Source organism: Pseudomonas sp. RT6P73 (assembly GCF_054897715.1).
In genome coordinates this window covers 4,091,978-4,114,030 of sequence record NZ_JBUBUV010000002.1, presented here as the reverse complement: position 1 = coordinate 4,114,030, position 22,053 = coordinate 4,091,978, and the positions used below count along the sequence as shown (strand labels likewise).

Below are 22,053 nucleotides of genomic sequence, written 5' to 3'. Positions count from 1 at the left end.
GTGTCGTGTGTGTATCGAGCTCGACACAATCGGCGCAGGGGCTAGTCTTGCTTGAGTCTTCGGGACGATTTACCGATCATCGGGTCCCGCAGTGGCGCTGGTTCCGCTACAATGCGCGCCGATTTCGTCCTGCCTGAGAGCCCGCTCATGTCCGTCTGCCAGACTCCTATCATCGTCGCCCTGGATTTTCCCACCCGTGACGCCGCACTGAAGCTGGCCGACCAGTTGGACCCGAAGCTGTGCCGGGTCAAAGTAGGTAAGGAACTGTTTACCAGCTGCGCCTCGGAAATCGTCGGCACCCTGCGTGACAAGGGCTTCGAAGTGTTCCTGGACCTCAAGTTCCACGACATCCCGAACACCACGGCCATGGCGGTAAAAGCCGCGGCGGAAATGGGCGTATGGATGGTCAACGTCCATTGCTCCGGCGGTCTGCGCATGATGGCCGCCTGCCGTGAAGTGCTCGATCAGCGTACCGGCCCTAAACCGCTGTTGATCGGCGTGACCGTGCTGACCAGCATGGAGCGTGAAGATCTGGCGGGTATCGGCCTGGACATCGAGCCACAGGAGCAGGTGCTGCGTCTGGCTGCACTGGCGGAAAAAGCCGGGATGGACGGTCTGGTGTGCTCGGCCCTGGAAGCCCAGGCCCTGAAATCGGCGCACCCGTCGCTGCAACTGGTGACCCCGGGGATTCGCCCGGCGGGCAGTGCACAGGACGATCAGCGCCGTATCCTGACCCCGCGTCAGGCGCTGGATGCCGGCTCTGATTATCTGGTGATTGGTCGTCCGATCAGCCAGGCGGCGGATCCGGCGAAGGCGTTGGCAGCAGTCGTGGCAGAGCTGGCTTAAGCAGCGACTGCTCAAACCATTCGCGGGCAAGCCTCGCTCCTACAAGGGCCCACCGGACCTGTAGGAGCGAGGCTGCCCGCGAAGCTTTTATACCTTCAACACCAACTTCCCGAAATTCTCGCCGCTGAATAACTTCATCAGCGTCTCCGGGAATGTCTCCAGCCCTTCAACAATGTCTTCCTTGCTCTTGAGTTGCCCCTTGGCCATCCACCCGGCCATTTCCTGTCCGGCGGCGGCGAACTGCGCGGCGTAGTCCATCACCACAAAGCCTTCCATTCGTGCGCGGTTGACCAGCAACGACAAATAGTTGGCCGGGCCTTTGACCGCTTCCTTGTTGTTGTACTGGCTGATCGCGCCACAAATCACCACTCGCGCCTTCATGGCCAGGCGACCCAGCACCGCGTCGAGAATATCGCCGCCGACGTTATCGAAATACACGTCCACACCTTTCGGGCATTCACGCTTCAGGCCCGCATGCACGTCTTCGTTCTTGTAGTCGATGACGCCGTCGAAACCCAGTTCGTCGATCAGGAACTTGCACTTGTCCGCGCCGCCCGCGATACCGATCACGCGGCAGCCTTTGATCTTGGCGATCTGCCCGGCAATGCTACCCACTGCACCGGCAGCGCCGGACAGCACCACGGTGTCACCTTCCTTGGGGGCGCCGACATCGAGCAGCGCGAAGTACGCCGTCATCCCGGTCATGCCCAGCGCGGACAGGTAACGCGGCAGCGGTGCCAGTGTCGGATCGACCTTGTAGAAACCTCGTGGCTCGCCGAGGAAATAATCCTGCACGCCCAAGGCACCGTTGACGTAGTCCCCGACCGCAAACCCAGGATTGTTCGAGGCAACGACTTTGCCTACACCCAATGCGCGCATGACTTCGCCGATACCGACCGGCGGAATGTAGGACTTACCCTCGTTCATCCAGCCACGCATGGCCGGGTCCAGGGACAGGTATTCGTTTTTGACCAGGATCTGACCCGCAGCCGGTTCGCCGACTGGCACTTCTTGATAGGTAAAGGTCTCGCGGGTCGCCGCGCCCACCGGACGTTTGGCGAGCAGGAACTGGCGATTGGTCTGGGTAGTCATGACTGGCACTCAAGATGAATGAAGCTTTGTTGATAGACCTTCATGACCGATGCCGCAAGTTTGGCTGATGCGGCGAATGCACATCGATCCAGTGCAGTGATAGTCGGTCCCGCAGTTCTATCACTGCCACTCATGGTCGCCCAACCGGGCTTCTGATAGTGCTGCCGTGCCACGCGCCCCTGTGGCTAGACTGCGAACACGCGATCCCCCGCATTCTTCTCTTCGAGGACATAACAATGAGCATGACGTTTTCCGGCCAGGTCGCTGTTGTGACCGGCGCTGCCAACGGTATTGGCCGCGCGACCGCCCAGGCATTCGCCGCTGAAGGGTTGAAAGTGGTGGTGGCCGACATGGACACGGCCGGGGGCGAAGGCACGGTGGCACTGATTCGTACAGCGGGTGGCGAAGCGACCTTCGTGCGCTGCAACGTTACGCTGGAAAGCGATGTAAAAAATCTGATGGACGAGGTGGTGAATACCTACGGTCGTCTGGACTACGCCTTCAACAACGCCGGCATCGAGATCGAGAAAGGCAAACTGGCTGAAGGCACAATCGATGAGTTCGACGCGATCATGGGCGTCAACGTCAAAGGCGTCTGGCTGTGCATGAAGTACCAGCTGCCATTGCTGCTGGCCCAGGGCGGTGGCGCGATCGTCAACACCGCTTCGGTGGCGGGCCTCGGTGCTGCGCCGAAGATGAGCATTTACGCGGCGTCGAAACATGCGGTGATCGGCCTGACCAAGTCGGCGGCAATCGAATACGCCAAGAAAAAGATTCGCGTGAACGCGGTATGCCCGGCGGTGATCGACACCGACATGTTCCGTCGTGCCTATGAAGCGGACCCGAAGAAGGGCGAGTTCGCCAACGCCATGCACCCGGTCGGCCGCATCGGCAAGGTCGAGGAAATCGCCAGTGCGGTGCTGTATCTGTGCAGCGATGGCGCGGCGTTTACTACCGGTCACTCGCTGGCAGTGGACGGCGGTGTCACGGCGTTCTGAACAATCAAGGTTTGCCATGTAGGAAAAAGCCCGCATACGTGCGTAATGCTGTTCACTTAAGCGGAGCAGCCTTACGGTCCACTGGAAATCGGGTTTTCGAAATTTTCACCGTCCTTGGTCTCGAAGGCCTTGGGCGGTGATCCAGAAACAATCCTCCTATCCCTGCTCTCAACTCAGCCAAGCGTCTTCCTGTGGCTGAAATCGGATTAGCCGCCGCCATCACGATCAGTTGCACGGCGATGTACTGACAAACGGGTTTGAAACGGATGTCCGAGGGTGGTCGGCCAAACGCCACCGCCGCCTGACTGGCCTCTCGACGAATCACGTTATAAGCCAGCAATAGCCCCCACACTTCCTGATAGATCAGCTCGACTTTTTTGCTGCGCAAGGTCATTGCGTTCTGTTGCATCGAACTCTTGATGTCCCTGAAGCCCAATTCGATTTCCCAACGCTCTTGGTAAAGTTTGGCAACGGCTTGAGTGTTGTAGGTCTTGGCCGGCAACGACGTCATGACGGTCTTCACCTTGCCTTTGATTTCATAACTGACTTCGCGTACTTCCCAGTGCGTTGGAAGAACCGGGTTTCGCTTTCTGGCCTGCGGTGAGACTTTCATACGCACTAACCTGTCGTGCTGGCTGTAACGGGCCACTTCCTCGCAGACCAGTCCCTTTTTTGCCGGGATCAACCAATGACGGTTGATGCCTGCTCCGCTCAGGCTCGACAGCAGCTCGGCACCCCAAAAACCTTTGTCGAACAGCGTCACCGAGTGGTCGGGTATCTGCTGCAAAAATTCGTCGGCCAAGCGCATTTCACTGCGTCGATAAGGGCTCAATTGAGCATCCATGATCACGTGCGAACGCACATTCATCAGGGCCACCAAGCGCAGCATCGGAAACGGCGTCTGGCGGTCGCTTGGAGTGTTTCCCGACCCGAAGTGATCTCGAAGCTCGGGCGTATCCGGAGTACGCAAAAGTGCACCGTCCACCGCGAATACCTGCAGATCATGCCAGGTATCATCGTCATAGCGCTCCGCGCCCCATTGGGTCCCGGTCTTGCGGAATAACCACTCAACAGGATCGGCACCGAGTCGCTTGCGCGCCTCGGTCACACCACTGCGGGCCAACAAGTGGTCGGTGGCCAGGCCTTGAGCGCAGATGTTCAATCGTCTGGCCACCTCATGAACCGGCTCGTCACGAAACAAGGCCATGCCGAGTACCAACCAGAGCACTTGGTCAGCGGGCAGGCGACGTCGGCGAATGGTCGCCTGACTGGAAAGATCCAGCGCAGACGCTACCCACTCGATGGGAATGTTTTGGGTGAAGGTGCTCAGGTCGCAGAAGTTGAAAAGGTCGCCGAGGTCGAGCAGATCTTGTTGAACAGACATAAAAAATCCGATGCCAGAGGTCTGGCATCGGATTTTCGGATAAGCCCGGCTTGGACTCAAATACTTAAGTGAACAGCATTACGCATACGTGCGGGCTTTTTCATGGTGCCGTGAAAGAGACGGACAAGTGTGTTTCAAATGGTTAGAACCGAGGGTTTTGGCGGCGTTGTCGCACATCCGATCAAGCGCACCTGTGATTAACTGCTCCCCGCAAATGGACAGGAGTTTGCTTGCTCATGGAATTGAGAATCGATCGACAGGCATTGGTGCCGGTCGTACAGCAAATCGTCGACGCGCTGGCCGTTTGGCTTCGTCAGAGTGAGGTGCTGCCAGGGACGCGTTTACCTTCTGCGCGACAAATCGCGCGGGTCAATCTACTGAGTCAGTCCAGCGTTGTCGAAGCCTGTGAGCGGTTGGTGACTCAAGGCGTACTGGCTTCGCGGCATGGCGCCGGTTTCATTGTCGCCACACCGGCGCTTGCCGCTCAGGGGCAACAGGATTGCCTTTGGTTCGAAGGGGCGGAAGTGCAGCAGGGCGGCCGCTCGGGCGAGCTTTTATTGGGCTGTGGCGGGTTGCCCGAAAGCTGGCGCGAGACGGATGACCTGAGTTACGCGATCCGTCAGGTCAGCCGTACCGACATGGCCGGGTTGTTCAACTACAGCACGTCATGGGGTCTGCCAGCCTTGCGTGTGCAGATCCTCAAACGCCTTAAACAGCTCAGTATCGAGGTGGACGAAAACCGGATCCTGACCACCGCCGGTGCCAGTCATGGGCTCGACCTGATCGTACGCACCTTGCTCAAGCCGGGTGATTGCGTGGTGGTGGAAAGTCCGGGCTATCCACTGCTGTTCGACCTGCTCAGGCTGCACGGCGTGACGATGATCGAGGTGCCGCGTACCCCGCGTGGGCCCGACACGGCGCGGCTTGAAGCGCTGTTGCTCAAGCACAGGCCCCGAGCGCTGTTCATCAATAGCTTCTACCACAACCCTACGGGCAGTTGCCTGACGTCCGTGGTGGCGCAGCAGGTTATGCAACTGACCAAAACCCATGGCGTGCTGGTGATTGAAGATGACGTCTATGCGGATTTACACAGCGGCCCCGGCACCCGCCTCGCGGCGTTGGGCATCAATGACAACGTGATCTACGTCGGCAGCTACTCGAAAACCCTCAGCAGTTCATTGCGGGTCGGCTTTGTCGTGGCCCGTGACGAGATAATTGCGCAACTGGCCGAGGTCAAGATGATCAGCAGCATGGGCGCCTCACGGTTCTGCGAATCGGTGCTGACGTGTCTGTTGGCCAGCGGCGCGTACCGCAAACTGGTCCAGCGTCAGCGCCAGCGTTTGAACACGGACAGAGAGGCGGCCCTGCAAGTGCTCGAAGACGCCGAGTGGGAGGTTTTCGGCAAGCCGGCCGGCGGCCTGTTCATTTGGGCGCGGTCGCGAATGTCCGACTACGCTCAGGTGCGCAAACAGGCCCGGCGCTTCGGTGTGCTGCTGTCTTCCGCCACGGCATTCAGTCCTGACGGCCAGGTTAGTGACTGGCAGCGCATCAACGTGGCTTATGCCTGCGATCCTCGTGCCCGGGCATTTTTTCAGGCTACCGCTGCGAATCGACCTAAAGCGTTCTGAAAACGACGCGGGCGTAGCTTTTTGCCATTATTCCGACGCCAGAGACTTGTGCTGGCGTATGCCCGTTGCGAATCTGCGTCAACAGACTATGTCAGGGGACTATGTGCAATGATTTCGGCCGTGCAAGGACGTTTTGCCAACCTCGGTATGGCAAAAAAAATGGGTGTCGGGTTTGTATTGGTGCTGCTGCTGACGGCCCTGGTGGCAGCCATCGGCGTTTGGTCCCTGCAAACCATCAGTCATCGCTTCGACGGGCTCAAGCAGATGTCGTCGCTCAACAGCGGTTTGCTCAAGGTGCGACTGCTTGAGCAGGAATACGCCTTGCACGGCAACCCGAAAACCGTCGAGGCCCTGCACGAGGGCGTTGATGGCCTGATCGCCCTGGCGACGCAGCTCAAGGCTGCATCAGCGGCCAACGTGCCGGTGATGAATGACGTCGAGCAGTCCCTGGGGGCTTATCGCAAGGCTTTCGACGAGTTTGTCTCGCTGAGTCAGGCCAAGGACCTAGCCCTCGAAATGGCCAGTTGGTCGGTGTCCAGCGTGGCCAACAACCTTGATGTCCTGCAAGCAGGGCTTGCCGATGACGGCGCCTATACCCTGAAGGAGTCCGAGGGTAAGGACGGTGGGCAGTTCATCGAGCAGGCCAATCAGGTCAGCCAGGTGTCGAGGTTGATGTTGCAGGCCATGAACGAGGCGCGGGTGCGTCTGGACCAGAGCCGCAAGGGCGACGACAGCGCAGGCCAGGGCAAGATCGAGCAGGCCGATCAGGCGCAGGTTCAGGCCGAACAGTTGAAAACCACAGTCAAGGATGAGGGCTATCAGACTGTCCTCAATGAGGTGGCGGGGCACATCAACAGTTTCAGCGAGAAACTGACCGAGTACACCGGTCTGTTGGCTCAGGAAAAAACCGTCTACGAGCAACTGCACCAGCGTGCCGCACAGGTGGTGGAACGGGTCGATCAGGCCTATGTCGCTGAAGACCAATCGATGCAGGCTGAGTTGAAAAAGAACTCGATGCTGATCATCGGCTCCTCGGCGCTGGCGTTGCTGGTCGGGTTGATTGCGGCATGGGTGATTACCCGGTTGATCGTCGCGCCGCTGCGCAGTGTGATTCGTGTTGCGCAGCAGATCGCCGCAGGTGATTTGAGTGCCACGGTGGAAGTAACGCGCCGTGACGAGATCGGCCAGTTGATGCAGGCCATGCAGCAGATGGGCGCGGGGCTGAGCACCATCGTCAGTGGTTTGCAGGCCGGTATCGAGCAGTTGGCGAGTTCGGCGCAATCGCTGTCGGCGGTGACCGAGCAGACCAATCTGGAGGTCAGTAGCCAGAAGGAAGAAACCGAGCAGGTCGCCACGGCGATGAATCAGATGACGGCGACGGTGCACGACGTTGCGCGTAACGCGGAGGAAGCCGCGCAGGCAGCGCAAACGGCGGACGGCAAGGTTGAAAGTGGTCAGCAGGTGGTGCGTCAGAGCATGGCACGGATCGAGCAGTTGGCGGACTCGGCGACGTCGGCCAGTTCGAGTATCGAAAGCTTGAGTGCGGAAATCCAGAACATCGGCACGGTGCTCAGTGTGATCAAGAGTGTCGCCGAGCAAACCAATCTGTTGGCGCTCAATGCGGCGATCGAGGCGGCCCGGGCCGGCGAGCAGGGCAGGGGGTTTGCGGTAGTGGCGGATGAGGTTCGGGCGCTGGCCAAGCGGACTCAGCAATCGACCGAGGAGATTGAGCGTCTGGTGAGTGCCTTGCGTTCGGCGGCACAGTCGTCGGTGCAGCAGATTCAGAACAGTGGTGAGCTGGTGAAGCTGGCGGTGAGTGATGCGTTGCAGACTGAGAGTGCGCTGGGGAGTATTGCGGCGGCGGTGTCGTTGATTCAGCAGATGAATCAGCAGATTGCGGCGGCCGCCGAGGAGCAGAGTTCGGTGGCCGAGGAGATTAATCGCAGTGTGACAAGTATTCGGGCGAGTGCGGATCAGTCTTCGTTGGCGATGCGGGGGAATGCGGCGTCGAGTATTGAGCTGGCGCAGTTGGGGGTTGAGTTGAAGGGGATGGTCGGGCACTTTCGGCTCTGATTTTTCTCCCGCATATGTACACAGATCTACTGTGGGAGCGGGCTTGCTCGCGAAGGCGGCCTGATAGCCGACCAGTCTCTTTCAGGTGTACATATCCATTTTTGCGGTAACGGCGGCTGGCGGTTTCGCCCTTACGGCGAGGCACTTTTTTCAAACGCCAAAAAAGTACCCAAAAAGGCTCGCCCCAAGCGTCCGGCCCCTCGCCTAGGCTCGGCGTTCCTTCGCTCCGGTATTCATCCGGGGACACTGCCCTCCGGTCTGCTTCGCGACGACCTACATGCAGCGTGTTCGACTGCGTCGAACGGCGCTGCGCGCCACTCCCCGGATGAACACCTCCACTCAGCCTCCCGAAAGGGGCGGGCAGATCAAAATCAAGAGCTGAAGGCGAGCTAACGCTCGGCCTGATGAGTGGTGAGGAGCGAAGCGTGTACGTCGAGCTTTGTAGGAGCGAGGCTTGCCCGCGAAGGCGGCCTGACAGCCGACCAGCATCTTGCTGATGTACCCAATTCCACTGTGGGAGCTGGCCTGCCAGCGATGGCGGCCTTACAGCCAACCAATCTTCCCCGGCAGTACTCACCCACCAAACCCAACCCCAAAAAAAAAGCCACCTCGCGGTGGCTTCTTTAATTCTTCCGATCAGTCGTAAATCACTTTTTTCTTCCAGTCCGCATCTGCCTCGACGTCTTTGAGGCCTACGTTCAGTTGGTTCGCTTCGCTTTCAACCGCGGCGATGTTGTCCATCACCATGGCGTTGGCGCGAGCCAGCAGTTTTTCGAGGTATTCGAGCTGTTCGGCGTAGACCTGGGGTTCCTGTTGTTTGCGCAGGTATTGCACGCCGCGTTCGAAGGCGAGGCGGGCCTGGCCTGGCTGGTTCTGTTGCAGGCAGTGCTGACCGAGGTTGTTGAAGAACTCGATGTGCAGCAGGACCAGAATGTGGCGTACTTCGCGGATCCAGCGCTTGGCTTCGTTGGTCGGCAAAAAGCCGTCCTGTGCGGCGCGGGTGATTTGGCCGTGCAGGGCTTCGAGCAGGAAACGCACGTCCTTGGCCTTGGCTTCGGTCTGGATCGGTGCCGGCGGGTTGTTGACCGGGATCGATTCGCCTTGGGCGGCCAGGGCTTCCAGTTCGGTAATCCGCGCCCTGAGGTTGGAGCTGGTTTTCTCCAGGTTGAGCAAACGCTGGCAGACGTTGAGCTCCAGACGGGTCAATAGCAGCTTGAGCGCCGGTGTCATCAACTGACCGGGGAAGGTCTCGGTGATTTCGCCGCAGCGACGCAGGCGGTCGTTGAGTTCAACCTTGGTACGGGCCCTTTCCAGCTTGTTGTTTTCCACCACATGGTTCATGTAGCCAATGGCGATCAATAGTGCGATCCCGGCTACGACTAGCAGGGTGATCATGAGTGGTGTCACCGGTAAGACCTCTTTATAGGGTTCGCGATCGAGTGTAGTGGCTTGGCATTTGGGCGCATAGGGCCGCTCGACGAGTTGAATCGGTTGTGGCTATCTTTATATCGGCCGTCGTTCCACTTATATAAATGCTGGCAACCGTGGTTCAGATTGCCATCATCTACAGCGGCGGACTATAACGTCTTGGTGGTTGCCAGAATATAGTCGCCAAAGGTCAGGAGGCGTTAAAGCCTGAATCGCGCCTGAAAGCGGGGCGAAGTCATTGATTTAAATAAATTTATATCTGGGGGTTGACGACCCCTCAATCCATCCATAGAATGCGCGCCACTTACAGCGTAAAGCACACAGCGAAACGCGGTAGGGAGTGAATGTTGTACGTGTGTCCCCTTCGTCTAGTGGCCTAGGACACCGCCCTTTCACGGCGGTAACAGGGGTTCGAGTCCCCTAGGGGACGCCATAAGCGGGAATAGCTCAGTTGGTAGAGCACGACCTTGCCAAGGTCGGGGTCGCGAGTTCGAGTCTCGTTTCCCGCTCCAATTTTAAGCAGCGTTGCTTTCGGGCGGCGCTGAGTGAAGCCAGAGCCGACATCTTCGGATGCGGATTTGGGCACTGAAATACACACCATGTGTTTCAGTTAGCGTGTCCCCTTCGTCTAGTGGCCTAGGACACCGCCCTTTCACGGCGGTAACAGGGGTTCGAGTCCCCTAGGGGACGCCATTTGCGGGAATAGCTCAGTTGGTAGAGCACGACCTTGCCAAGGTCGGGGTCGCGAGTTCGAGTCTCGTTTCCCGCTCCATATTTAACGAAAACGCCGCTCAGTGATGAGCGGCGTTTTTGTTTTTGCGTCATTCATAAAGAAGGAACTGAAGGTCCTTTTTTTGTTTGTGTAGGAATCAAGGCGATCAACGCGTCGGACCCGCCACAACAGCGGGCCCGAAAAAGCGATCAGAGCTTCGGCAATTGCCCGATTCGCCCCATCATTTCCGTCACGATCTGCAGGTCCAGCAGGAACTGGTCCACCGTCTTGAACTCGTTGTCGGTGTGGCCGGTGTACTTCACCTCGGGCCTGGCCAGGCCGAATTGCACACCGTTGGGCAGTTCATGGACCGACGTGGCGCCGGCAGAGGTGCCGTACTTGTGGTCCATGCCAAGGTTTTCGCTGGCCACGGCGAGCAGGGCCTTGACCCATTCACCCTCAGGGTTGCGGTACATCGGTTCGGCGATCGAGTAGTCGAAGGCCACCGCAACGTGGGTCTTCTTGCTCCAGGCGCCAAGTTTTTCGGCGATTTGTGCCTTGAGCACTTCGGGAGATCTACCCTTCGGCACGCGCAGGTTGACCGCGAGCTTGAAAGCTTTGTCATCCATGGCGACATAGGTCAGGGAAGTGGTCAGCGGCCCCATGAAGTCATCGGAAAAACCGACTCCCAATTTGCTCCCCAGGTAATCCAGCCCCCAGTTGTCCGCAGCGTAGCGGGCAGCGTCGGTGATGTGGTTGTGCTTGAGCGCGCCCTTGCTGTCGAGGCTGTTGATGAAGACCAGCATTCTGGACACCGGGTTGACGCCGGACTCGGGTTCGGAGGAGTGGGCGGAAACGCCAGTCACGGTGAGTTTGACGTCTTTGCCGTCGACCTTGGCGTTCACTTCGAAGTCGCCGCCGTTGCGTTTGGCATAATCAGCGCCGGCCTTTTGCAGACTGGCGGCCAATTCGGCGGGCTTATCCGTCACCAATGTGACGACGGAAGCCGACGGAATCTGGTTGGTGGCCAGGCCGCCAGTCATCGAGATGATTTCCGCGCCTTTGCCCTCGGCCTTACGCTTAGGGAAATTCGCCATCACAGTGCCGTAACCTTTCTCGGCAATTACCACCGGGTAGCCGCCATCCAGTGCCAGGTTGTAGTTGGGCGTCGGGTTGTGTTCGAAGTAATAAGGAATGGCATCGCCGGTGGTTTCTTCGGTGGTGTCGACCAGCAGCTTGAAATTCCGGGCCAGCGGCAGCTTCTCTTCCTTGATGATCTTCATCGCATAGAGCGCGACCACGATGCCGTTCTTGTCATCCTCGGTGCCTCGGCCATACATGCGGTCGCCGATCAGGGTGACCTTGAACGGATCGAGTTTGGTGCCGTCTTTCAGGACCCAGTTTTCCGGCGTTACGGGCACGACGTCGGCGTGCGCGTGAATGCCCACGACTTCATCGCTGCTGCCTTCAAGGGTGATTTCATAGACGCGATTGTCGATGTTGCGGAAGTTCAGGTTGAAGGCCTGGGCCAAACCCTTGATCTTGTCGGCGATCTTGATGAATTCGGGATTGTCGTGCTGATCAACGCCGTCCACGCGGAAGGTTGGGATTGCCACCAACTCGCGCAGGGTCTCGGTGGCCGCGCTTCCGTATTTCACTCGTGCGTAAAGGCCAAGCAGGCGATGGATCTCGTTCTGTTGTTCAGCAGTAAGGGTCTTGTTGTCGAGGAAGGCGCTGATGGCCGGGCCAAGATCATTGGTTTTGCCAAGGTCGCTCTTGGCCAAGCCTCCCAGGAACTGCCTGAAATCCGTGACCGATGCGTCGCTGAAGGTCTTGAGGATCGCCGCGCTCTGTTGCGGGGTGATGTTGGCTTGTGCGCTCAGGGTGAACGACGAAAGGCTGGCCAGAATCAAGGTTGACGCAGCCAGGTGCTTGAGTGAGAAATTCATTGCTGGGGGCATTCCTTTGCAGGCAGTTTGTGAGAAGTTTCTGATCGATAAGACAGAAACGTTTCCAACCTAACACTGTAACGGAGTGTTACGGGAGTCCTGAAGGGGGATTTGTCGCACAGAAATGCAAAAGCGGCGCAGAAACGAAAAAGGCCCGTCAGTCTGACTGAGCGGGCCTTTTACCTGGGCGCAGGTTTTACATCGACAGAATCAGGCGCCCGGCGAACAGGATCAGAATCACCCCCATGGTGCGTTCGAACCAATGCCCCATGCGCATGAACAGCAATCGCACCCGGGCGCTGGAAAAGAACAGCGCGACGATCACGAACCACAGCGCGTTCACAAAACACATCCACACCCCATACAGCGCCTGGACTTTCAACGGTGTCGTGGCGCTGATGATCGTGGTGAAAATCGCCAGGAAAAACAGCGTCGCCTTGGGGTTGGTCGCGTTGGTCAGAAAACCGGTGGTGAACGCCTTCAACAGCGTTTGCTCGACAACCGGCTCCTCCGCGACCTTGTCACCCTCAATTGCGGACTTGGGTTTACTGCGCAACAGGCTGACTCCGAGATACAAAATGTAAGCGCCGCCCACCACCTTGGCCACGGTCAACAACCAAGGCGTCGTGTGCATCAGCGCCCCCACCCCGAGCAGGGTGTAAAGCACGTGCACGGAAATTCCCGCACCGATGCCCAGCGCCGTGCAAATCCCGACCAGTCGGCCAAAGCGCACACTTTGACGGATGGTCACCGCGAAGTCCGGCCCGGGTGCAACTACGGCCAGAAAGTGAATGGTCGCCAGCGCCAGGAACTCGCCCAGGTAATTCGAAAACATCTCAACTCCAAAAAGTAAGGGGTGAAGCATTGCCGCGATAACCGACAAAGAACGAAAGGCTCAATCGCGGATCCGCCACGCCCGGCGTCACCGAGTGCATGCAGCGCGAATTGAACATGATGAAGTCACCCGGCTCAGGACGAATCTCCAGGGTCGGAGTGCCGAGCAGGGCCGGGTCGATGCCGTAGCTGTCGCCGCGCATTTCGTCGAATTGGTCCGGGGAAATGTCGTGGTCCCACATCTGCAGCGCGCCGCCCTCGGTCGGCATGTTCAGATAAACGTTGCAGGCGAACTGCGCTTCCAGACTTCTGGCCTGGTAACTGTCCGGGGCGTCCTTGGCGAAAATGTCGTGATGGGCGAGGAAGCACACACCTGGTTTCACCACGCGGGACAAGCCGACATACATTTTGCGACCGTAGAGATTTTCCAGATGCGCACCCGCCGGCCAGGACTCATCGAGCATGCAGCGCAGGGTGTCGACCGGGGACGAATAGGGTGCGCAACGTTTGCGCAACTCCGCGATGTTGCGCGAGGCATGCTCGAAATAATCCTCGATCAGTAGCGGCTGGTTTTCCGCCTCATAAAACGCCATGCCGATGCGACCGATGCTCGGCGCATTAATATAGCCTTCGAAACCCGGGGCGAGGATCTTGTCGCCAATCTGAATCGCCAGCGGTCGGGGCAACAGGCCTTTGACGCGGATGGCGAGGACTTCTTCGTTGGCCAGCTTTTTTATGCACGTCTCATCGAGACGCTCGACGTCAAGCATCATGTCTTAGGTCCATCTATCAGATAGTCATCAGAGCCCCCGAACGCAGGCTCCCCCGGGCGTCAGGCGATGACGGTTACGCCATCGCCCAAATGCTCAATCCACGCTGTAGTGGACTGACAGCGTTCCCTTTTTCAGTGAAAGGGAAGCGATCGTGACCGTGCCCAAATCCTTCAGGCTACGTACATGGGTGCCGCCGCAGCCGTAGGCGGGCAGTTCACCGAAACCGATTTCCCGGGCGCCTTCGCGCATCGATGTCAGGCGTGGCAGATCATGGGCAACCCATTGCTCGATGCCGTGCTGAAGGATCTTGGCATCCACCTCTTTTGCCGACTCCAAGGGTTTGAATTGCACGCGTCCTTCGCCCGGCCAGTGATGAGCCTTGATCGGCATCCAGCCCAGCGCCTGGACAAAGTGGCCGATCAGGTGACCGGCCGAATGCATCCGCGAATTGAACTGGCGGCGTTGCTCGTCAATCCGGATCTGGGTCATGCCCGGTTTCACCGGGCGGTCGACGAAATGAATGATCCGGTCCGGGTCCTGCACCACGCGCAGGACCTGGCTTTCACCAATCCAACCGGTATCGCAAGGCTGACCGCCGCCTTGGGGGTGAAACAACGTGGCGCGCAGCACCACTGCAAATTCGTTCTCCTGGGGCGTGCAATCCAGGACTTCCACGTTGGCCTTGAGGTCATCACTATGGAAAAAGAGGCGAAGCGTCATATTCCATGTCCTCATTAAAGTTTCTTTTTTTATTATATGAAGCGTGGAATTGCGTGATAATCCGTTCAAACATCAAAGGACTGTTGCGCTGTGAGCATTAATCTTCCACTGCCACTGCTGGGTGAAATGGCGATTTTCGTCAAGGTTGTCGAGACCGGCAGCTTTTCCGAAGCGGCTCGCCAATTGGGTTCTTCGCCCTCGGCGGTGAGTCGCAGCATTTCGCGTCTGGAAAAGGCGCTGGCCACACGTCTGCTGCAGCGAACCACGCGCAAACTGCGGTTGAGTGACGGTGGCGAAGAGGTCTTCAATCGTTGCCAGGAAATGGTCAGTGCCGCCAAGTCCGTGATGGAAATCAGCGGGCAGTTCACCCATGAAGCGGAAGGGCTGGTGCGGGTCAGCGTGCCCAAGGCGGTTGGCCGATTTGTGATTCACCCGCATATGCCGGAATTTCTGCGCCGTTATCCCAAAGTGGATGTGGAGTTGTTACTTGAGGATCGGCAGGTGGATCTGATCGACGACAACGTTGATCTGGCTATTCGCATTACCGATCGGCCACCCGCCGGATTGGTCGGGCGGCAGTTGCTGACCATCGACCATTTGCTCTGCGCAACACCGCAGTACCTGGCCGAACATGGCACGCCGACCCATCCACACGACTTGCTCAACCATAGCTGCATCTACCTGGGTGAAACCCCGAGCGATGCACGCTGGAAATTCAAGAAAGGCACCAAGGCTGTGACGGTCGGTGTACGCGGGCGGTATGCGGCGAATCACACGGGCGTGCGACTGGGGGCGGTGTTGCAGCATATCGGGATTGGCAGTCTGCCGTACTTCACTGCGCGTTATGCGTTGGAGCAGGGGCTGATCGTGCAAGTGCTGCCGGACTGGACCTTTCTAGCGTCCTACCATGGCGGCGCCTGGTTGCTGCATTCGCCGACGCGCTATTTACCGCCGAAGTTGCGGGTGTTTATTGATTATCTGGTGGAGTGCCTGGAGAAGGAGCCGACGTTGGGCAAGCCGGGGAAGCCAAGTGCATTGGCCACGGGCGCGACGGAATATGAGTTGCCTGAGAGTGATGGGTTGCTTTAAAGGGCCTCTTCGCGGGCAAGCCTCGCTCCTACAGGTGTCCGCGATCCCCTGTAGGAGCGAGGCTTGCCCGCGAAGGCGCCCTTGCAGGCGCTACATCACGCGGCAACAAAAAGGCCCGCATGAACAACCATGCGGGCCTTTTGCATTTCTGATCGCAAATCAGTGCTTGCTGTCGTCGTTCGACATCGCCAGCAGCTGTTTTTCCTGATTCCAGTCGAACGGTTCGTCGTTCTGTTCGGCTTCGAAACGACGCTCTTCCAGTGCCTGGTACAAGTCGATTTCGTCATCGGGCATGTAGTGCAGGCAGTCACCGGCGAAGTACCACAACAGGTCGCGCGGGACCAGGTGGGCGATTTGCGGATAACGGGTGATCACCTGGCACAGAATGTCCTGGCCCAGGTATTGGCTTTCGATCGGGTCGACCGGCAACAAGGCACGCAGTTCGTCAAAGCGCTCCAGGAACAAGGCATGGCTTTCTTCGGGAACCTGTTCGGCCTCACCTACGGCGACCAGGATGCTGCGCAGGTGGTCGAGCAAGACAAGATGATCGGCAACGACGTTGGACACGAGATAAGTCCTCAAGAGCAAAACGGGCGCGGGAGTATAAAGCTCCTGCGCCCCTTTTTACAGGATCAGCGGACCTTTCCGTCGGCCAGCGCCAGTTCATCTTTGTCGAAATCATCGACATCGATCACCTTGCGTCGCGCGGTTTCTGCTTCACGCAAGGTCTGCGCTTCCACCGGCTGCAACACCCCAGCCTCCAGTGCGGTATCGATGACGTGTTCGCCGGCGGCTGGTTTGACTTGACCGCTTTTCAGCGCCAAGTGCAGTTTTTTCTGTAACGGCTGCGCCGCGTTCAACAGGTTGCAGGCATGTTGCAGTGCACCCACTGCGTCGTCCGCCGATTGCGGACGGTAGCAACCGCCGAGCAATTCTTCGAGGGTTGGATCGCCCTTGGCCCGGCCAATCACAGCGGCGACTTCGGCGCCGAGTTTGTCCGATGGCCCTTTGTGACGACGGCCGAACGGGAACACGATCACCCTCAACAGGCAGCCCAATACCTTATTCGGGAAGTTGCTCAGCAGTTCATCCAGCGCACGTTCCGACTGGCCAAGGCTTTCTTCCATGGCCCAGGTAAACAGTGGCGCCATGTGCTCCGGCGAATCGAGGTCGTGGTAACGCTTGAGCGCGGCGGAGGCGAGGTACATGTTGCTGAGCACATCCCCAAGACGCGCCGACAGACGTTCGCGACGTTTCAGTTCACCGCCCAGCAGCATCATGCTGAGGTCGGCGAGCATGGCGAACGCGGCGGCCTGACGATTAAGTGCGCGGAAATAACCCTGACTGAGTTTGTTCCCGGGCGCGTGTTCGAAGTGCCCGAAGCCGAGGTTCAGCACCAGCGTGCTGGCGGCGTTGCTCACGGCGAAACCGATGTGCTTGAGCAGCAGACCATCGAACTCGGTGAGTGCCTGATCCTTGTCTTCACGACCGGCGAGGGCCATTTCTTTCAACACAAACGGATGGCAGCGAATGGCGCCCTGGCCGAAGATCATCAGGTTGCGCGAGAGAATGTTCGCGCCTTCCACGGTGATGAAGATGGGTGCGCCGTTCCAGCTGCGGCCGAGGTAATTGTTCGGCCCCATGATGATCGCCTTGCCACCATGAACATCCATGGCGTGGCTGATGCACTCGCGGCCGCGCTCGGTGAGGTGGTACTTGAGAATCGCCGACAACACCGACGGCTTCTCGCCAAGGTCCACCGCGTTGGCGGTCAGCATTCGGGCGGCGTCCATCATCCAGGCGTTGCCGCCGATGCGCGCCATGGCTTCCTGAATACCTTCGAACGCCGACAGTGGCACGTTGAATTGCTCACGAACCTGCGCGTACTGGCCAGTCACCAGACTGGTGAATTTGGCTGCGCCGGTGCCGACCGCAGGCAGGGAGATCGAACGCCCGACCGACAGGCAGTTCATCAACATCATCCAGCCTTTGCCGAGCATTTCCTGGCCGCCGATGAGGAAGTCCAGCGGCACGAACACGTCCTTGCCGGAGTTCGGGCCATTCATGAAGGCGGCACCCAGCGGCAGGTGACGACGGCCGATTTCAACACCGGCGGTGTCGGTCGGGATCAGCGCCAGGCTGATGCCCAGGTCTTCCTTGTCACCCAGCAAATGGTCCGGGTCATAGGCCTTGAAGGCCAGGCCTAGGAGGGTGGCCACCGGGCCCAGCGTGATGTAACGCTTTTCCCAGTTGAGGCGCAGGCCAAGAGTTTCCTGGCCATCCCATTCACCTTTGCAAATGATCCCGGTGTCGGGCATGGCGCCGGCATCAGAACCGGCCAGGGGACCGGTCAGTGCGAAGCACGGGATGTCGTCACCCCGGGCCAGCCGTGGCAGGTAATGATTGCGTTGTTCATCGGTGCCGTAATGCAGCAGCAGTTCGGCGGGGCCAAGGGAGTTAGGGACCATCACGGTGGAAGCGAGGTCGCCGCTGCGGGTCGCCAGTTTCATCGCCACCTGGGAGTGGGCATAGGCCGAGAAGCCCTTGCCGCCAAACTCCTTGGGAATGATCAGCGCAAAGAAGCCGTTTTCCTTGATGTGTGTCCAGGCTTCGGGAGGCAAGTCCATGTCCTGCCCGATCTGCCAATCGGTGACCATGGCGCAGAGTTCTTCGGTCGGGCCGTCGATAAAGGCTTGTTCCTCTTCACTCAACTGCGCTTTTGGATAAGAAAGCAGCTTGTTCCAGTCCGGGCGACCGCTGAACAGTTCGCCGTCCCACCACACGGTCCCGGCGTCGATCGCATCGCGTTCGGTTTGCGACATCGGCGGCAGGGTTTTCTGGAACCAGCTGAACAGCGGCGCACTGAAGAATTTGCGACGCAGGTCGGGCAGCAACAGCGGCGCCGCGACGGCTGCGATCAACACCCAGAAAATCAGCAGCAGCCAGCCTGGCGCACGGCTGAAGGCACCCATCGCGACAATATAGACAGCGACGATGCACAGGGCGGGCAGGGGGGCGATGCGACGGTGGGCTAAATAAGCTATCCCGACAACCAGAACCAGTATCCACAACAGCAGCATATTTAATCCTCCGTGAACCAGGGCAAAACCAACCTTCAGAGCTTAGACGGCATCCGCAAAACAGGGTGGTCGGAGCGAGGTGATTGAATTCGTGGGAAACCATCGATGGGTTTTGTAGGTTGGGTTGGCAACACGCCCGGGAAATCGTTCGTTTCCTACGCGGCAATGCGCCCATGTTTGGCCGAAACGTCGTTATCTCTGTGCTGAAGGTGTCGCTAGACTCGTGGCTTCCCCAGGAGATTGTTCTCATGCACGAGTATCTGAGTCCCGGCCGCTTCATCGATAGTGACCACCCCTCGGTGGTGGAGTTCGCCGAAAAACATCGTGGCGCCAGTCGCGATCCGCTTGAGCAGGCGATCAACCTCTATTACGCAGTGCGCGAAGCCGTGCGCTACAACCCCTACACGTTCAGTCGTGATCCGCAGACCTTGTGCGGCAGTTATGCACTGGCGACCGGGGAGAGTTATTGCGTGCCCAAGGCCACACTGTTGGCCGGTGCCGCGCGACATTGCGGGATCCCGGCCCGCATCGGTCTGGCGGACGTGCGCAATCACCTGTCGACCCCGCGTTTGCTTGAATTGCTCAAGAGCGATGTGTTCGCCATGCACGGCTATACGGAGCTGTATCTGAACGGTCGCTGGGTCAAGGCGACGCCGGCCTTCAATCAGAAACTCTGTGAACTGTTCAATGTGGCGCCGCTGGAGTTCGACGGCATCAACGACAGTGTTTTTCATCCCTTCAACCGCGACGGCGAGCAGTTGATGGAGTACCTGATCGACCACGGCCAGTTCACCGACGTGCCCGAAAAATTCTTTTTCGAGCACCTGGAAAAGTGCTATCCGCACCTGTTCAGCGATACATTGCCGGCGTTGCTGGGTGATATGCAGAGTGATTTGAGCCGCGCCTGATCCGGCGTATGCTGCCTGCGCATTCATCCATAAAGAGGCGGTCATGCTGAAGATCTGGGGTCGGAAAAATTCGTCGAATGTCAGAAAGCCATTGTGGGCCGCCGAGGAACTGGGCCTGGCCTATGAAGCTATCGATGCGGGCGGCGCCTTTGGTGTAGTCGATACGCCGCAGTACCGTGCGATGAATCCCAATGGCCGCGTGCCGGTGATCGAAGACGACGGCTTCGTGCTCTGGGAATCCAACGCCATCGTGCGTTACCTGATGGCCAGTCGCGCCGATGGCACTGCCTGGTATCCGGCGGATCCAAAGGCCCGCGCCACTGCCGATAAGTGGATGGACTGGGCCACCTCAAGTTTTTCCGGCCCGTTCCGCACCGTGTTCTGGGGTGTGTTGCGCACCCCTGAAGACAAGCAGGACTGGCCCGCCATCAAGGCCGCGATCAAGGAATGCGATGACATGCTGGCGATGGCCGACCAGGCGTTGGCGGCCAAGCCGTATTTGTCCGGCGACGAAATCGGCATGGGCGACATCCCCCTTGGCAGTTTCATTTATGCCTGGTTCGAGATGCCGATCGAGCGCGCACCGCAGCCCAATCTCGAAGCCTGGTATGCACGGCTGAAACAACGCCCGGCGTATAAAAAAGCCGTTATGACCGCGTTGACTTAATACTCACTATCGACACACTTGACTGTACTTGTGTGGCGGCGACAAGCACCATTGCGCTCACGCGCCGCGGTTGCGTTGCTCGCCGCCCGCCCAGAGTTATCCCTTTCTTCCCTTCTTGGTGCGTAAATCCGATATGAGTTCCGCTCTGTCCATCCGGCAGCTAACCAAAACCTACGGCAACGGTTTCCAGGCCCTGAGTGGTATCGATCTGGACGTCGCCGAAGGTGACTTTTTCGCCTTGCTCGGCCCTAACGGTGCCGGCAAATCCACGACCATCGGCATTCTCTCGACCCTGGTGAACAAGACCAGCGGCACCGTGAATATCTTCGGTCACGACCTGGACAAGAATCCTGCGCAGCTCAAGCGCTCCATCGGCGTGGTGCCCCAGGAATTCAACTTCAACCAATTCGAAAAGACTTTCGACATCGTCGTGACCCAGGCCGGTTACTACGGCATCCCGCCGAAGATCGCCAAGGAGCGCGCCGAGCAGTATCTGACCCAGCTCGGGCTGTGGGACAAACGCGATGTGCCCTCCCGTTCGCTGTCCGGCGGCATGAAGCGTCGCCTGATGATCGCCCGCGCACTGGTTCACGAACCGCGCCTGCTGATCCTCGATGAACCGACCGCGGGTGTGGACATCGAGCTGCGTCGCTCGATGTGGAGCTTCCTCACCGAGCTGAACCAGAAAGGCATCACCATCATCCTCACCACCCACTACCTGGAAGAGGCTGAGCAGTTGTGCCGCAACATCGGCATCATCGACCACGGCACCATTGTCGAGAACACCAGCATGAAACAGCTGCTCGGCCAGCTGCATGTGGAAACCTTCCTGCTCGACCTCAAGAACACGCTGAGCGTCGCGCCGCAGTTGCTCGGTTACCCGACCAAGCTGCTCGACAGCCACACCATTGAAGTCCAGGTCGACAAGGCCATGGGCATCACCGCGCTGTTCACCCAGTTGGCTCAGCAGAACATCGAAGTGCTGAGCCTGCGCAACAAAACCAATCGCCTCGAGGAGTTGTTCGTGTCCCTGGTGGAGAAAAATCTGTCGAAGGTGGCGGTATGAGTTCCGAGCTGCAACCCAACCTCGTTGCCCTCAACACCATCGTTTACCGCGAGGTGAAGCGCTTTACCCGGATCTGGCCGCAGACGCTGCTGCCGCCGGCCATCACCATGGTTCTGTACTTCGTGATCTTCGGTAACCTGATCGGTAAGCAGATTGGTGACATGGGTGGCTTCACCTACATGGAATACATCGTGCCGGGCCTGATCATGATGTCGGTGATCACCAACTCTTACGGCAACGTGGTCTCGAGTTTCTTCGGCAGCAAGTTCCAGCGCTCCATCGAGGAATTGATGGTCTCGCCGGTCTCGCCGCACACGATTCTGATCGGCTACACCTTGGGCGGCGTGCTGCGCGGCTTGATGGTCGGGGTGATCGTGACGCTGCTGTCGCTGTTCTTCACTGATTTGCAGGTGCATCACCTGGGCGTGACCATTCTGGTGGTGGTGCTGACGGCGACGATTTTCTCGCTGCTGGGCTTCATCAATGCCGTGTTTGCACGCAACTTCGATGACATCTCGATTATCCCGACCTTCGTGCTGACACCACTGACGTACCTGGGCGGGGTGTTCTACTCGATCAGCTTGCTGCCGCCGTTCTGGCAGACCGTGTCCCTGGCGAACCCGGTACTGCACATGGTCAACGCGTTCCGTTACGGCATTCTTGGCGTATCGGACATCAGGATCAGCGTGGCGATTACCTTCATGCTGGTGGCGACGGTTGTGCTTTACATCGGCTGCGCACGGTTGCTGGTCAGTGGGCGCGGGATGCGTACCTGAGAAAGACCGGGTCGCCTGCTTCGCGGGCAA

Annotated in this window: 18 protein-coding genes, 4 tRNA genes and 1 pseudogene; 14 read left to right on the top strand and 9 right to left on the bottom strand. The window is 58.7% G+C overall.

What is annotated here, in order from left to right; all coding sequences use genetic code 11:
* Positions 1–147: 147 nt before the first annotated feature.
* Entirely contained in the window at positions 148–846 is a 699-nt protein-coding gene (gene pyrF, locus ACYZT6_RS19280) for an orotidine-5'-phosphate decarboxylase (RefSeq protein ID WP_027924005.1), read from the top strand.
* A gap of 87 nt (positions 847–933) precedes the next feature.
* Here pyrF and ACYZT6_RS19275 read toward each other — a convergent pair whose 3' ends face one another.
* Positions 934–1,938, bottom strand: a complete 1,005-nt coding sequence (locus ACYZT6_RS19275; RefSeq protein WP_462028236.1) for an NADP-dependent oxidoreductase — start codon at positions 1,936–1,938, stop codon at positions 934–936.
* A 236-nt stretch (positions 1,939–2,174) separates the two neighbouring features.
* Here ACYZT6_RS19275 and ACYZT6_RS19270 point away from each other — a divergent pair, with 236 nt between their 5' ends.
* The gene (locus ACYZT6_RS19270) at positions 2,175–2,936 is read left to right on the top strand and encodes an SDR family oxidoreductase (protein ID WP_461991780.1); all 762 of its coding nucleotides are present in this window, start codon (positions 2,175–2,177) and stop codon (positions 2,934–2,936) included.
* 52 nt (positions 2,937–2,988) lie between these two features.
* Here ACYZT6_RS19270 and ACYZT6_RS19265 read toward each other — a convergent pair whose 3' ends face one another.
* A complete protein-coding gene (locus ACYZT6_RS19265) occupies positions 2,989–4,320 on the bottom strand; it encodes an IS4 family transposase (RefSeq protein ID WP_462027613.1) in 1,332 nt (443 codons plus the stop codon).
* A 236-nt stretch (positions 4,321–4,556) separates the two neighbouring features.
* Here ACYZT6_RS19265 and ACYZT6_RS19260 point away from each other — a divergent pair, with 236 nt between their 5' ends.
* The 3 genes and pseudogenes from ACYZT6_RS19260 to ACYZT6_RS19250 all read left to right on the top strand — a co-directional run bounded on the left by ACYZT6_RS19260 (position 4,557) and on the right by ACYZT6_RS19250 (position 8,021).
* On the top strand, positions 4,557–5,948 hold the full coding sequence (locus ACYZT6_RS19260) for an aminotransferase-like domain-containing protein (protein ID WP_462028235.1): 1,392 nt from the start codon (positions 4,557–4,559) through the stop codon (positions 5,946–5,948).
* A gap of 108 nt (positions 5,949–6,056) precedes the next feature.
* Positions 6,057–7,160: pseudogene (locus tag ACYZT6_RS19255) on the top strand (HAMP domain-containing protein); the annotation flags it as partial.
* Entirely contained in the window at positions 7,140–8,021 is an 882-nt protein-coding gene (locus ACYZT6_RS19250) for a methyl-accepting chemotaxis protein (protein WP_370655173.1), read from the top strand. The pseudogene ACYZT6_RS19255 and the gene ACYZT6_RS19250, both read left to right, overlap by 21 nt.
* A 636-nt stretch (positions 8,022–8,657) precedes the next feature.
* Here ACYZT6_RS19250 and ACYZT6_RS19245 read toward each other — a convergent pair.
* Positions 8,658–9,428, bottom strand: a complete 771-nt coding sequence (locus tag ACYZT6_RS19245; RefSeq protein WP_462028234.1) for a hypothetical protein — start codon at positions 9,426–9,428, stop codon at positions 8,658–8,660.
* Between the two features lie 378 nt (positions 9,429–9,806).
* Between ACYZT6_RS19245 and ACYZT6_RS19240 the strand changes: the two genes are divergently transcribed.
* The 4 genes from ACYZT6_RS19240 to ACYZT6_RS19225 all read left to right on the top strand — a co-directional run bounded on the left by ACYZT6_RS19240 (position 9,807) and on the right by ACYZT6_RS19225 (position 10,221).
* Positions 9,807–9,882 (top strand) — tRNA-Glu (locus tag ACYZT6_RS19240).
* Between the two features lie 3 nt (positions 9,883–9,885).
* Positions 9,886–9,961, top strand: a tRNA-Gly gene (locus tag ACYZT6_RS19235).
* Between the two features lie 105 nt (positions 9,962–10,066).
* Positions 10,067–10,142: transfer RNA gene (locus ACYZT6_RS19230), tRNA-Glu, on the top strand.
* A 3-nt stretch (positions 10,143–10,145) separates the two neighbouring features.
* A tRNA-Gly gene (locus ACYZT6_RS19225) sits at positions 10,146–10,221 on the top strand.
* A 149-nt stretch (positions 10,222–10,370) separates the two neighbouring features.
* Here the strand turns inward: ACYZT6_RS19225 and ACYZT6_RS19220 are convergent.
* From ACYZT6_RS19220 to ACYZT6_RS19205, 4 genes are all read right to left on the bottom strand, one after another.
* Positions 10,371–12,110: a dipeptidase gene (locus ACYZT6_RS19220; protein ID WP_462028233.1), complete on the bottom strand. Its 1,740-nt coding sequence runs from the start codon at positions 12,108–12,110 to the stop codon at positions 10,371–10,373.
* A gap of 196 nt (positions 12,111–12,306) precedes the next feature.
* Positions 12,307–12,945, bottom strand: a complete 639-nt coding sequence (locus tag ACYZT6_RS19215; protein ID WP_462028232.1) for a LysE family translocator — start codon at positions 12,943–12,945, stop codon at positions 12,307–12,309.
* A 1-nt stretch (position 12,946) separates the two neighbouring features.
* Positions 12,947–13,717, bottom strand: a complete 771-nt coding sequence (locus tag ACYZT6_RS19210; RefSeq protein WP_462028231.1) for a 2OG-Fe(II) oxygenase — start codon at positions 13,715–13,717, stop codon at positions 12,947–12,949.
* 93 nt (positions 13,718–13,810) lie between these two features.
* The gene (locus tag ACYZT6_RS19205) at positions 13,811–14,437 is read right to left on the bottom strand and encodes an alanyl-tRNA editing protein (protein ID WP_462028230.1); all 627 of its coding nucleotides are present in this window, start codon (positions 14,435–14,437) and stop codon (positions 13,811–13,813) included.
* Between the two features lie 90 nt (positions 14,438–14,527).
* Here ACYZT6_RS19205 and ACYZT6_RS19200 point away from each other — a divergent pair, with 90 nt between their 5' ends.
* Positions 14,528–15,526, top strand: a complete 999-nt coding sequence (locus ACYZT6_RS19200; protein ID WP_462028229.1) for a LysR family transcriptional regulator — start codon at positions 14,528–14,530, stop codon at positions 15,524–15,526.
* Positions 15,527–15,685: 159 nt separating this feature from the next.
* Here the strand turns inward: ACYZT6_RS19200 and ACYZT6_RS19195 are convergent, their stop codons facing one another.
* Together ACYZT6_RS19195 and ACYZT6_RS19190 are read right to left on the bottom strand one after the other, a co-directional pair.
* On the bottom strand, positions 15,686–16,093 hold the full coding sequence (locus tag ACYZT6_RS19195; protein WP_027924016.1) for a PA2817 family protein: 408 nt from the start codon (positions 16,091–16,093) through the stop codon (positions 15,686–15,688).
* A gap of 65 nt (positions 16,094–16,158) precedes the next feature.
* Positions 16,159–18,606 carry an acyl-CoA dehydrogenase gene (locus ACYZT6_RS19190; protein ID WP_462028228.1) on the bottom strand — a complete coding sequence of 816 codons (2,448 nt, stop codon included), beginning with the start codon at positions 18,604–18,606 and terminating at the stop codon, positions 16,159–16,161.
* A gap of 248 nt (positions 18,607–18,854) precedes the next feature.
* Between ACYZT6_RS19190 and ACYZT6_RS19185 the strand changes: the two genes are divergently transcribed.
* From ACYZT6_RS19185 to ACYZT6_RS19170, 4 genes are all read left to right on the top strand, one after another.
* A complete protein-coding gene (locus ACYZT6_RS19185; protein ID WP_462028227.1) occupies positions 18,855–19,514 on the top strand; it encodes a transglutaminase-like domain-containing protein in 660 nt (219 codons plus the stop codon).
* Positions 19,515–19,557: 43 nt separating this feature from the next.
* Positions 19,558–20,181 carry a glutathione S-transferase family protein gene (locus ACYZT6_RS19180; protein ID WP_462028226.1) on the top strand — a complete coding sequence of 208 codons (624 nt, stop codon included), beginning with the start codon at positions 19,558–19,560 and terminating at the stop codon, positions 20,179–20,181.
* 133 nt (positions 20,182–20,314) lie between these two features.
* Positions 20,315–21,247: an ABC transporter ATP-binding protein gene (locus tag ACYZT6_RS19175; protein WP_462028225.1), complete on the top strand. Its 933-nt coding sequence runs from the start codon at positions 20,315–20,317 to the stop codon at positions 21,245–21,247.
* Positions 21,244–22,023 carry an ABC transporter permease gene (locus ACYZT6_RS19170; protein WP_462028224.1) on the top strand — a complete coding sequence of 260 codons (780 nt, stop codon included), beginning with the start codon at positions 21,244–21,246 and terminating at the stop codon, positions 22,021–22,023. The genes ACYZT6_RS19175 and ACYZT6_RS19170 overlap by 4 nt, the downstream gene beginning before the upstream one ends.
* The last annotated feature ends 30 nt before the right edge of the window (positions 22,024–22,053 follow it).

What these genes read in the sequence shown, in the direction of transcription:
- pyrF (WP_027924005.1), top strand. Translation starts at nt 148, where the DNA reads ATGTCCGTCTGCCAGACTCCTATCATCGTCGCCCTGGATTTTCCCACC.
- ACYZT6_RS19275 (WP_462028236.1), bottom strand. Translation starts at nt 1,938, where the DNA reads ATGACTACCCAGACCAATCGCCAGTTCCTGCTCGCCAAACGTCCGGTG.
- ACYZT6_RS19270 (WP_461991780.1), top strand. Translation starts at nt 2,175, where the DNA reads ATGAGCATGACGTTTTCCGGCCAGGTCGCTGTTGTGACCGGCGCTGCC.
- ACYZT6_RS19265 (WP_462027613.1), bottom strand. Translation starts at nt 4,320, where the DNA reads ATGTCTGTTCAACAAGATCTGCTCGACCTCGGCGACCTTTTCAACTTC.
- ACYZT6_RS19260 (WP_462028235.1), top strand. Translation starts at nt 4,557, where the DNA reads ATGGAATTGAGAATCGATCGACAGGCATTGGTGCCGGTCGTACAGCAA.
- ACYZT6_RS19250 (WP_370655173.1), top strand. Translation starts at nt 7,140, where the DNA reads ATGCAGGCCATGCAGCAGATGGGCGCGGGGCTGAGCACCATCGTCAGT.
- ACYZT6_RS19220 (WP_462028233.1), bottom strand. Translation starts at nt 12,110, where the DNA reads ATGAATTTCTCACTCAAGCACCTGGCTGCGTCAACCTTGATTCTGGCC.
- ACYZT6_RS19215 (WP_462028232.1), bottom strand. Translation starts at nt 12,945, where the DNA reads ATGTTTTCGAATTACCTGGGCGAGTTCCTGGCGCTGGCGACCATTCAC.
- ACYZT6_RS19210 (WP_462028231.1), bottom strand. Translation starts at nt 13,717, where the DNA reads ATGATGCTTGACGTCGAGCGTCTCGATGAGACGTGCATAAAAAAGCTG.
- ACYZT6_RS19205 (WP_462028230.1), bottom strand. Translation starts at nt 14,437, where the DNA reads ATGACGCTTCGCCTCTTTTTCCATAGTGATGACCTCAAGGCCAACGTG.
- ACYZT6_RS19190 (WP_462028228.1), bottom strand. Translation starts at nt 18,606, where the DNA reads ATGCTGCTGTTGTGGATACTGGTTCTGGTTGTCGGGATAGCTTATTTA.
- ACYZT6_RS19185 (WP_462028227.1), top strand. Translation starts at nt 18,855, where the DNA reads ATGCACGAGTATCTGAGTCCCGGCCGCTTCATCGATAGTGACCACCCC.
- ACYZT6_RS19180 (WP_462028226.1), top strand. Translation starts at nt 19,558, where the DNA reads ATGCTGAAGATCTGGGGTCGGAAAAATTCGTCGAATGTCAGAAAGCCA.
- ACYZT6_RS19175 (WP_462028225.1), top strand. Translation starts at nt 20,315, where the DNA reads ATGAGTTCCGCTCTGTCCATCCGGCAGCTAACCAAAACCTACGGCAAC.
- ACYZT6_RS19170 (WP_462028224.1), top strand. Translation starts at nt 21,244, where the DNA reads ATGAGTTCCGAGCTGCAACCCAACCTCGTTGCCCTCAACACCATCGTT.